Source organism: Pseudonocardia sp. D17 (genome assembly GCF_036984265.1).
Classification (GTDB): Bacteria; Actinomycetota; Actinomycetes; order Mycobacteriales; family Pseudonocardiaceae; genus Pseudonocardia; species Pseudonocardia benzenivorans.
In genome coordinates this window covers 1-10,413 of the sequence record NZ_BPRG01000123.1, presented here as the reverse complement: position 1 = coordinate 10,413, position 10,413 = coordinate 1, and the positions used below count along the sequence as shown (strand labels likewise).

The window sequence follows — 10,413 nt, the reverse complement described above, 5'->3', positions numbered from 1 at the left end:
CGACCATCCCGAGCGGGCGCTGCGCGAGCTCTCCGCGAACGCCCACCTCGTCGTGATCGGCGCCGGCGGCCGCTCCGGGGGGCTCGGGCTCGGGCAGGTGAGCCGGCGCATCGTGACGACGGCCCGGTGCCCGGTGATGGTCGTCGGGCCGCGGATGCGCGCGGGTGCGACAGCGCCGGCACCGGAGGACGTCCGCGTGGCGGACTGAGCGGGCCCCGGGCGACGGGTCCTAGGACCCGCTCCGGTCCCGGGGAAACCGAGTCCGGAGGCCCGTCGGCTCGGGCCTTTCGTCGGCAGCCGCGACGTTCGTCGCCGACCTAACGTCGAACCCAGGGGTCCCGGATCGGGCCGGGTCCGGTGCTCGGAGGAGGAGAGTCATGCGTGTCCGTGAGGTGATGTCGGCACCCGCCGTGGTCGTCGCGTGCGACACCACCGTCAAGGAGGCGGCGCGGTTGCTGGACGAACACGGCTTCACCGCGTTGCCCGTCGTCGACGCCGCCGGACGGCTGGCCGGCATCGTCGGCGAGGCCGACGTCCTGGCCGACCGGCTCCCACCGGATCCCCGGCTGCCGGTCCCGGCCCGCCCCACGCGCACGATCGGCCGCCTCGTCGAGGACGTCATGCGGCGCGACGTGCTCACGGCCTCCCCGCGCGACGGCGCGAGCGACATGCTCGTCGTGATGCGCGAAGGGGGTCTGCGCTCGATCCCGGTCGTCGACGACGACGTCGTCGTCGGGGTCGTGACCTGGCGGGACCTCGTCCACGCGCTCGCCCGGCCGGACACCGAGATCGCAGCGGACGCCCGCCGCCGGCTCGCGCTGCGGTTCGGGGACCGCTGGACGGTGCAGGTGGACGACGGGGACGTCCTGCTCACCTCGGACCGGCCCGCCGACGTGCCGGACCGCAGCCTCGCGATCCGGATCGCGGAGTCGGTGATCGGGACCACCCGCTGCAGGATCGCGGGCGACGTGCCGATGGCCGCCGCCACCTGAGCGGCCCCGACCCTGACGACGCCCGTGGCCCTTGCGAGGGCCACGGGCGTCGAGCATTCGGGGCGCGCCCGGTGCGACGACGTGTGCCGGACCCGCCGCCGGGCGGGCCGTGTCAGGAGTCGGCGCGGCCCGCCGGGTCGTCCGCGGCGACGCCCGCGTCGTGCAGGCCCGCGTGGGGTGCGACGACGACCGGGCACGCGCTGTTCCAGACGAGCACCCGGCTGGTCGAGCCCAGCAGCACCCGGGCGACACGATGGTGCCCCCGGCTCCCGACCACCAGCATCCGCGCCCCCGCCGAGCGCGCGGCGAGGACGTCGGCCGCCGATCCCCTCACCCCCTCGATCTGGACGCCGACCTGCGGGAACCGTTTCGCCCACCGGTCGACCTCATCGACCAGCTCGGTGGGGGGAAGGCCGTGCCGGTGCCCGTCGGCGTGGACGACCGTCAGCGGGTCGCCGTGCGCGTCGGCCTCGGCGAACGCGAGGGCGAGCGCGCCGGCGTCGGCGGCCGGGGAACCGATCCCGGCCAGGACACCGGCACCCCCGATCGCGTCGCTGCGCCGGATCACCGCGACCGGGCACGTGGCATGGCCGAGCACGTCCAGCGTCACCGAGCCGAGGACGGCGTCGGCGACGGTCTCGGAGACCAGGCCGGCGACGAGGAGGCGGGCGCCCTCGGCCTCGTCGATCAACCCCGGCAGGGCGTGCTCGGTGCTGAGGCGGGTGCGGACCGGGAGTCCCCGACGCTCGTGCTCCGCGACCGACTTGGCGCGACCGAGGATCCCGTTCGCCCGGCGGATGCCGTGTTCGTCCACCGCGTACGGGGCGGCGTGGACGATCGTGAGCGACCCGTCGTGGGCAGCGGCCTCCTCGGCGGCCCAGGCGACCGCGTGCAGCGCGGTCGACGTGCCGTCCACCCCGACGACGACGTCGGTTCCGCGATCGGATGCGTGCTGCTGGCTCATGGCTGCTCCCTGGGTGCCGGGCCCGGCGGCGTCGACCGATCCGCGGCGCTCGTCGATGTGCGACCGACGGTGCGCCCAGACGGTGGCACGGCGCCCGAGGCGAAGGTCCCGGGTGGCCGGTCCCGTCGACTCGGGCCCGGCGGGCGTGCGGCGGGTGTGGGGGGCCCGTCCCGGCGCGCGTCGGCAGGCCGTCGGTGCGGGACGCGGGACGGCGGGTGCTCAGCCCGACGTGACGGTCCCGCCGTCGGTACGGTCGCGGGCGGGGGCGAACCGGGCGCCGAGCTCCTCGCCCCACCGCCGGGCGCGGTCCAGCTCGTCGGCGAGCAGCGGCCCGGGGACGCCGTCGACCCAGAACGTCGTCGGGGAGCCGAGCATCCGGAACCCGAGACGCCGGAGCCGCGCCGCGGCCCGGTGCGCGGCCGAGCCCGGGACGCGCGGGCGCCGGACCCGCGTGTCGAACGTGGCGACGGCCGTTCCCCGGGCCGGTGCGAGGCCCTCGATCCATTCGCGGATGCCGATCGCGTCGGCGTCGTAGTCGCGACCGGCCTGCTCCGCGCCGTCGCGGCGGGTCGTCGGTCGGCTCATGCCGAGCGCGTGGGTAGGGCCCCCGACGACCAGGAGGTCGAGGTCGTCCGGCAGCGTCGCCGGTGCCGCCGTGACCTCGACGAGGGTGGCGGGCAGCGCCCCCGTGAGACCGCGGGCGACCGCCTCCGCGACCTGCCGGGTGTTGCCGAACACGGATTCGTAGACCACGAGCGCCTGCACGGCTGTCGCCTCCTCGGCTCGTCGGCCGGGCGGGTCCCGGCCGGACGAGGGACACCGACGATGCTGCGCGACGGCGACATCTGCCACGGCCGCCCGGCCCGCCACCGGCGGGACCAGCGTCCCGGGTCCCCGGGAAACGAACCGGGACCTCCGGGAGCCGGTGACGGACCGTTGGCCCTAGGCCGGGGGCGTACCGATGCGGTGTGCTCGCCGGTGAACCGTCCGCGGCCGCCGGAGGAGCCGGGCTCAGCGGTCGCCGAGAGCCCTCGGGAGGACGTCATGCGCACGGACGAGCAGCCCGAGCGCCGGGCCCGTCGGCCGCGGCGCCTGCCGCGGCGCCGCAGCGACCGGGTGGAGGCGCTGACGACGTGGGTGCTCTGCGGGCTCGTCGCCGCGACCCTGGTGGCCACGGCACTCGTCGGCGGCTGGGTGCACGCCTTCGCCTCCGACAGGATCCGTGCCGAGCAGAGCGACCGTCGGCCGGTCCCGGCGGTCGCGGTTGCCGACGCGCCGGTCGTTCCGGGGGACGGCGGCGTCGGACCGACGTACGGCGCCGTCCGGTGGACCGCCCCCGACGGAACCGAGCGCGCCGGGTCCGCGCAGGTTCCGCCGCTGACGAAGGCGGGGGGTGCCGTCACGGTCTGGACCGACGACAGGGGCGACGTCGTGGCGCCTCCACTGGGTTCGGAGTTCCCCCTGGTCATGACCGCGACGAGCGTCGTGTTCACCCTCCTGGCCGGGTTCGTCCTGATCGTGTTCGCGGTGCTGGGCGAGCGCCGGTTGCTCGACCGGCTGCGGGCGGCGGAATGGGGCGCCGGCTGGCGCCGGGTCGAGCCGGTCTGGAGCGGCCGTGAGGACTCGGGACGGCGGTAGGGCCCGGGTCAGTCCTCGACCGTCGTGAGGACGTCGGACACGGGCCGGCGCGGGGTGCGCGGCAGCTCGCCCGACGGCGGCCAGCCGACGCGCAGGACGAGCTGCGGGACCGAGGTGCCGCCGAGGACGTCGTCGCGCAGCGCGAGGCGGGTGCGGGTGACCTCCATCGGGGTGCTGAGCGGGCACGAGGCGAGACCCTGCACGACCGCGCGCAGCGAGACGGCGGAGAGCGCCTCCCCGGCGCGCAGCCACGACAGGGGGTCGTCGGAGGACGTCGCGATGATCAGCAGCTGCGCGCCGTCGTCGACGTCGGGGTACCGCTCCTCCAGCACGCCGGGAGTGAAGTGGCGTACGGCCGGACCGGCGGCGCCGGGATCGGCGGGCAGGTTCGCCGCGGGCACCCCGTCGGGCCCGACGAGTCCCCCGCTCCACATCGCCAGCTCCGTGCTGTAGCCGGGGAGCGACTGCTGCGCGAGCCCGGCGTCGCGGATCGCCCGCAGCACGGCAGCGTGGTCGGCCGGCTCGACGGGTGTCAGCCGGGCGCCGTTCGCAGCCGCGGCTGCGACCAGCTCGTCCAGGAACGCGGGCGGCACCGGCCACGTGCTGAACCGGCGGCGGTCGCTGCGCCGCACGGGGATCGCCGAGGCCAGGCCGATGTCGGTCTCGGTGTCCGGGCGTCCGTCCGCGCGCAGCTCGACGGCGGCGAGATGGTCGCCGTCGGCGGGGTTGGGCAGCCGGTGCACGACGGCGTGCCGACCCGCGGCGACCAGCGCCACGCGCAGGTGGTGCAGTGCCGCGCCGCAGCTCATCACGAGGTCGCGGCCGTCGGGGTCGGTGACCTGCAACCACCGGCCGAGGTCCGCGTGCAGGTGCAGGCTCGCCGGCCCGACGAGCCAGCGCCACGGCTGGCTGTTGTGCACCGACGGTGCCATGCAGGCGAGGCCGACGGCCGCCCGCACGGTCGCGGCGTCACGGGTGTCGAGCATGGTCGAACTCCTTCGATCGAGGGCGGCCGTGCGGCCGCGATGGGGGCAGCGGCACCGTCACGACGCCGCGTCGGCGGTGCCGGGTCCCGTGCGCTCCCGGCCGCCGAGCGGGGTGGCCGCGAACAGCAGCGGGCACGCGCTCGCGGTGAGCAGGGCCCGTCCGACCGTCCCGACGCCCCCGTGCCGGCCGCCGCCGACGACGACCAGGGCGGCCCCGGACGACCTCAGGGCGAGGGCCGTCGCGGGCTCCTCCTGTACCGCATCGGCGGTGACACGCACGGACGGGTAGGGGACGGACCAGGCCGCCAACTGGTCGTCGACGTCGTCGGGGACGCGTGGGCGCGGACCGTGACCGGCGTGCACCACGGTGAGCGGCAGGTCGTGCGCCGCGGCGGCACCGAACGCCGCGGCGAGGACCGCGGTGTCGGCCGTCGTGCCGTCGACGCCCGCGATCACGGGACCGTCGGGGCCCACCGGGCCGTCGGGGCTCGCCAGGACGACCACGACCGGGCACGACGTGCGGCCGACCAGGTCCGACGGGCCCGGTCCGCGGGCCGCACCCAGCACGAGGAGCCGGGCGTCCTCGGCGACGTCCAGCAGGCCGGCGACGGGTTCGTCGTCGACGCGGCGGACCCCGACGACGAGCGAGGGCTGCCGCCGCCGGGCGACGCCGCGCGCGTGCTCCAGGACGCCGCCCGGGTGCCGGCCGGCGCCGACGCCGAGATCGTCGACCGCACCGAGGACCACGAGCCCGCACCCGCGGGCCGCCGCCTCGTCCGCCGCCCAGGCGACCGCTCCGAACGCCGTCGCGCTGTCGTCGACGGCGACGACGACCGGGGCACCGACGACCGGGGCACCGACGACCGGGGCACCGACGACCGGGGCACCGACGACCGGAGAAACACCGGCCGGGGCGACGAGGTCGGCCGGCTCGGCGGCGCCCGCGAGCGCCATGGCCGCCCCGGGTCGTGGCTCGTTCATGTCCGTCTCCCGACGTCTGGTGGGCATGTTCGACGGTGCGTCGAAAATGGTGGACGGCGCGCGGGCCGAACGTCCCGGGCCCGTGGACCGGTGGGCCCGCGTCCCCGCCGGGCCGCCCCGGGTCAGGGCCGGTCGGGTCCGTCGTCGCTGCCGAGGACGTCCTCGACCGGTCGTCGTGGGGTCGCGGCCACCGGCCAGCCGTGGCCGATCCGCAGGACGACCTGCGGCGGGCGCGACCCGCTGATCAGCCGGCGCATCCGGTCGCGGGCCTCGGGCACCTCGATCAGCTGCGACAGGAACGACACCGCCAACCCGTGCACGGTGGCCGTCAGCAGGACGCGTTGGAGTGCCTCGCCCGCCCGGATCTCCTCGCGCGGACCCTCTCCGTGCACGCTCAGCACGGCGATGAGGGGTTCGTCCTCGTAGACGCGGTCGCCCGGCGCGGTGCCACCGCTGAAGTCGCGCAGGACCCAGGTCGAGTTGGGCGGCGGCAACGGGCCGCCCGCCCACGCCGGCACTCCGTCCGGTCGGTCGGCGGTGTGGCCGGTCCAGGCCTCCAGTTCGGCCGCGAACGCGGGGTCCGCGACCTGCTTCTCGTGGGCCCAGCGGGCGAGATCGCTCAGCTCCCAACGGGTCTCGGGGTCGGTGACGAGATCGAGCCACGCGCCCTCCTCGACGGCCGCGCGGCGCAGCTCGTACCGGGCGACCGTCGACACCTCGACGTCGGCGAACGGGTTGCGGTTGGTGCGCCGGCGCGGCACGGCGTCGAGCAGCTGCAGCATCCGCGGGCCGGCGGGGCGGTCGCCGCTGCGCCGCACGGAGGCGATCAGGTCCGGGCGGTCCCGGTCCGGGAGGATGCTCACCAGCGGCCGGATCCCGGCGCCGAGCAACGCCAGCCGAAGGGTGAAAAGCGCTGCGCCGCAAGCGATTCGCAGTTCGCGACCGTCCGGGTCCGCGACGCGCAGCTGCCGGTCGCGGTCGGCGTGCAGCTCGATCGCGTCGGGCGTCGTCCGGAACCGCCACGGCTGGCTGTTGTGCAGCGACGGCGCCATGCCTGCCGTGCTCAGCGCGTCGCGCACCTGGGTCCCGGACAGCCCGAGCGCTCCCGCGGTCTCGATCATCATGCCCACCGTCGTCGAGGCGGACGGGCGTCGTCCGCCGATCGGGCCCAGCCTGCGACCGCGGTCGCGCGCACGGACACCCGACGAAGGTCCCGCCGAGGGGGGGCTTCCAGCGGGGGCGGCCGGGATTCCGACCCGTGCCGCGGCGCGCCGGGCCGTGTCACCGTTCGGCGATGAGGTACGACATCGGCGGCACGGGCACGATCACGTCCGACGGCGCTCGCCTCGACGTGGACCGTGCTCGTCTGGTCGAGGCCGCGCTGGCCGTCGCGTCCGGCTCGGAGCTCGAGGCGACGCTGCACCGGGTCGTCGAGGCCGCGACCGCGCTGGTGGACGCCCGGTACGGCGCGCTCGGTGTCCTCGGGGCCGACGGCCGGGTCGTGCGCGTCGTCGAGGTCGGGTCCGGCGACCGCGACCGGATCTGGGACCGTAATCCTGGAGCCACCCCTGTCGCACCGCCCGCGGCGCGGACGTTCCTCGGCGTCCCGATCCGGGCCGGGGACGTGGTCTTCGGCAACCTCTGGCTGACCGCGCAGGACGCCTTCACCGCCGCCGACGAACGCCTCGTCCAGGCATTGGCCGCGGCCGCGGGCGTCGCGGTGCACAACGCCGTCCTCCTCGAACGCGCGCGGACGCGCGAGCGCTGGCTCGAGGCGCTCGGCGACGTCCGCGGTGAGGTCCTCGGTGGCGCGACGACCGCCGAGGTGCTCACGCTCGTCGCGACCCGCACCGTCGAGCTGACCGCGTCCACGTCGGCCGTCGTGCTGCTCGGGCCCGACGACGACGGCCGCTACCGCGCGGTCGCGTCCGCCGGCGCGCCGCCGGACGCCCCGTCCGTGATGCCGGGTGTGCTCGACGAGGTGACCGAGAGCCGCGGACCGGTGCTGGGCGCCCGGCCGCCTGCGGGCGCGGGCGATCCCGCCGGGCCGTGGCTCGCGGTGCCCATGCTGGCGGGCGAGCGGGTCGAAGGGGTCCTGCTCGCCGTCCGCCCGGCCGGTGCCGACGCGTTCGTGCCGGCCGAGGTGCCGCTGCTGACGTCGTTCGCCGAGCAGGCCGTGCTCGCGCTCGACATCGCCGAGAAGGCCCGTGCCCAGCGCCGTCTCGACGTCCTCGCGGACCGTGAGCGGATCGCGCGCGAGGTGCACGATCGCGTCATCCAGCGGCTGTTCGCGACGGGGCTGCAGCTGCAGAGCGCGTTGCGGCGGACCACCGACGACGACGTCGCCGGCCGGGTCCGGCGCGCCGTCGACCAGCTCGACCGGACGGTCCGCGACATCCGCGCGTCCGTGTTCGACCCGCAGCCCGACGACGGCGACCCCGGCCTGAGCCGTGCGCTGCTGGACCTCGTCGCCAGGGCCGGTGCGGGTTCGGGGATCCGGGTCGCCCTGCACACCGACGGGCCCGTCGACACCGTGGTGGGGCCTGACCTGGTCCCGCACGTCCTGGCCGTCGCGCGGGAGGCCGTCGCCAACGCCGTCCGGCACTCGGGCGCCCGCCTGGTCACGTTGACCGTCCGGGCCGGCGCGGACCTCGTGGTCCGCGTCGTGGACGACGGCATGGGCATCCGTCCGGGCGCGGCGGGCGACGGACTGGCCGACATCGTCGCCCGGGCACGCGACCTGGGCGGAACGGCATCGGTGGAGCGCAGGCTCGGCGGTGGGACGCGCATCGTCTGGCGGGTACCGCTCGACGACGATCTCGACGGGGATCCCGGCGGCGAGCACAGCGACGTCCCCGCGGGTCCGGCCCCCGTCGAGGAGGGCGGGACCTCGGCCGCTGCGGGACGGGCCGAAGGACCTGCGCCGGCGGGTCACTGAGCCGCTGCCGCGCCCCGCCGCGGACGGCCATCGTCGTGAGCGGGGACGGAGCGGGAGGGACGATGGACATCCACATCGGATCGGTGGTCGTCGGGATCGACGGGTCCGCGCACGCACTCGCCGCCACCCGGTGGGCCGCGGTGGAGGCGTGCCGGCGTGGGCTGCCGTTGCGCCTGGTCTCCGCGGTCGGCTGGGCGACCTGGTCTCCGATCGGCCTGCCCGCACTCGGCGAGGAGTACGAGCGGGGCGTCCTCCTCGAGACGGCGCGCGCGATGGTCGACGCCGCCGCCGACGCCGCGACCGCGACGGTGCCGGGCGTCGAGGTGCAGCGCGAGGTCCGTGGCGGCGTGCCGGCCCGGGCGCTCGTCGAGGAGTCCGCCGCGGCCGCGCTGCTCGTCGTCGGCAACCGGGGCAGTGGCGGCTTCACCGGGCTCCTGCTCGGGTCGGTCGGTGTGACCGTTGCGGCGCATGCCCATTGCCCCGTCGTCGTCGTTCGCGGGGACGCCGCCCGGCCCGTGCGCCCCGACGGACCGGTGGTCGTGGGTGTGGGAGAGGAGGCCGAGGCCGAGGCGGCGATCGCGTTCGCGTTCGACGAGGCCGCCCGCCGCGGGGTGCCGCTCGTCGCCGTCCACTCCTGGATCGAGACGGTCGTCGACCCGTACCTGGTCCCGTACGTCGACTGGGAGTCCGTCGCGCTCGAGGAACGCCGGGTCCTGACCGACGCGCTGGCGCCCTGGACCGGCAAGTACCCGGGTGTCGAGGTGCGCGAGGTCGTCGTCCGTGACGGCGCGGCCCGCGCACTGCTGTCGGCGGCCGCGGGCGCGGACCTCGTCGTCGTCGGGTCCCGGGGCTACGGCGCGGCCAGGGGGCTGCTGCTGGGCTCGGTCAGCCAGGCGATGCTGCAGCACGCGCCGTGCCCGGTGGCCGTGGTGCGCAGCCGCACCGTGGACGCGGCCGCCCTCCTGGAGCAGCCGTGACGCATTCGAACGGGACGTCCACACGGCCCTGCGTCGTCGTGGGCGTCGACGGGTCGGCCGCCGCGTCGGACGCCGTCCGCTGGGCCGCGGCGGACGCGGCCCTGCGCGGGCTGCCGCTGCGGCTCGTCGCGGTGGCGCGGTGGCCCGCGCGCCGTCGTGCGCCGTCGGCGGACAGGCTGTTCGACGGGTGCGCCGCCGAGCAGCTGGCGGCGGCCGCCGCCCTCGTGCGTTCGGTGGCGCCGACCGTTCCGGTCACCCGGGCCGCCGGCCGCGGCCCGGCGGCGGCGGTGCTGTCCGCGGCAGGCCGCGACGCCGAGCTCGTCGTGCTCGGTTCCCGCGGCCGGGGGCCCGTCACCGGGGCGCTGCTGGGTTCCGTGGGCCGCACGCTCGCGGAGACCGGGCCGTGTCCCGTCGTCGTGGTGCACGAGCGCGGGTGGTGGGAGGCGTTGCGCGCCGACGGTGATCCGGTCGTCGTCGGTGTCGGGCACCTGGCCGGCGCGGCGCAGGCGGTGCGTTTCGCGTTCGACGAGGCCGAGCGGCGCGCCGCCGCGCTGCACGTCGTGCGGGTGGTCCGGACGGCCCGGCCCGACGACCGGGCCGCCCTCGACGGCCTGCTGGCCGACGAGACCCGGCGCCGTCCCTCGGTGGACGTCGTTCCGCGCGTCGTCGAGGGCGACCCGGTCGACGTCCTGACCCGGTTGTCGGCGACCGCCCAGCTCGTGGTGCTCGGAACCCGGGTGCGGCGCCGTCCGTGGTCGCCACGCGGGCACGTCCACCGCGCGCTGCTGCGCCACGCCCGCTGCCCGACGGTCGTCGTGCGCAGCCGGGACGGACGCGCCTGACCGTGCCCGTGCGCCGCGTCGTCGGGCGACCCGGCGGCTACTGGCCGGCGCGGCGTCGTTCGGCGTAGACGGCGGCCTCGGTGCGGCGGGAGAAG

General features: G+C 77.0%; 11 protein-coding genes. 6 read left to right on the top strand and 5 right to left on the bottom strand.

The window, feature by feature from the left end; genetic code table 11:
* Together PSD17_RS19835 and PSD17_RS19830 are read left to right on the top strand one after the other, a co-directional pair.
* A partial coding sequence (locus PSD17_RS19835; protein WP_339124076.1) for a universal stress protein occupies nt 1–208 on the top strand: 208 nt, incomplete at its 5' end.
* 169 nt (nt 209–377) lie between these two features.
* Nucleotides 378–992: a CBS domain-containing protein gene (locus PSD17_RS19830; RefSeq protein WP_234027896.1), complete on the top strand. Its 615-nt coding sequence runs from the start codon at nt 378–380 to the stop codon at nt 990–992.
* 112 nt (nt 993–1,104) lie between these two features.
* On the opposite strand, the gene PSD17_RS19825 is transcribed toward PSD17_RS19830, so the two are convergent.
* Both PSD17_RS19825 and PSD17_RS19820 read right to left on the bottom strand, forming a co-directional pair.
* A complete protein-coding gene (locus PSD17_RS19825; protein WP_339124075.1) occupies nt 1,105–1,956 on the bottom strand; it encodes a universal stress protein in 852 nt (283 codons plus the stop codon).
* 219 nt (nt 1,957–2,175) lie between these two features.
* Complete coding sequence (locus PSD17_RS19820) at nt 2,176–2,721, bottom strand: flavodoxin family protein (protein ID WP_339124074.1); 546 nt, start codon at nt 2,719–2,721, stop codon at nt 2,176–2,178.
* A 279-nt stretch (nt 2,722–3,000) separates the two neighbouring features.
* Here PSD17_RS19820 and PSD17_RS19815 point away from each other — a divergent pair, with 279 nt between their 5' ends.
* The gene (locus PSD17_RS19815; protein ID WP_339124073.1) at nt 3,001–3,594 is read left to right on the top strand and encodes an Rv1733c family protein; all 594 of its coding nucleotides are present in this window, start codon (nt 3,001–3,003) and stop codon (nt 3,592–3,594) included.
* Nucleotides 3,595–3,602: 8 nt separating this feature from the next.
* On the opposite strand, the gene PSD17_RS19810 is transcribed toward PSD17_RS19815, so the two are convergent.
* The 3 genes from PSD17_RS19810 to PSD17_RS19800 form a co-directional block, all read right to left on the bottom strand.
* Complete coding sequence (locus PSD17_RS19810) at nt 3,603–4,580, bottom strand: Acg family FMN-binding oxidoreductase (RefSeq protein ID WP_013672916.1); 978 nt, start codon at nt 4,578–4,580, stop codon at nt 3,603–3,605.
* 57 nt (nt 4,581–4,637) lie between these two features.
* Entirely contained in the window at nt 4,638–5,561 is a 924-nt protein-coding gene (locus PSD17_RS19805) for a universal stress protein (protein WP_339124072.1), read from the bottom strand.
* A gap of 122 nt (nt 5,562–5,683) precedes the next feature.
* Nucleotides 5,684–6,685, bottom strand: coding sequence for an Acg family FMN-binding oxidoreductase (locus PSD17_RS19800; RefSeq protein ID WP_339124071.1), 1,002 nt, complete (start codon nt 6,683–6,685; stop codon nt 5,684–5,686).
* A gap of 170 nt (nt 6,686–6,855) precedes the next feature.
* Between PSD17_RS19800 and PSD17_RS19795 the strand changes: the two genes are divergently transcribed.
* The 3 genes from PSD17_RS19795 to PSD17_RS19785 all read left to right on the top strand — a co-directional run bounded on the left by PSD17_RS19795 (nt 6,856) and on the right by PSD17_RS19785 (nt 10,318).
* Nucleotides 6,856–8,499: a sensor histidine kinase gene (locus tag PSD17_RS19795; RefSeq protein WP_013672919.1), complete on the top strand. Its 1,644-nt coding sequence runs from the start codon at nt 6,856–6,858 to the stop codon at nt 8,497–8,499.
* Between the two features lie 62 nt (nt 8,500–8,561).
* Complete coding sequence (locus PSD17_RS19790; protein WP_339124070.1) at nt 8,562–9,476, top strand: universal stress protein; 915 nt, start codon at nt 8,562–8,564, stop codon at nt 9,474–9,476.
* A complete protein-coding gene (locus PSD17_RS19785) occupies nt 9,473–10,318 on the top strand; it encodes a universal stress protein (RefSeq protein ID WP_339124069.1) in 846 nt (281 codons plus the stop codon). The genes PSD17_RS19790 and PSD17_RS19785 overlap by 4 nt, the downstream gene beginning before the upstream one ends.
* The last annotated feature ends 95 nt before the right edge of the window (nt 10,319–10,413 follow it).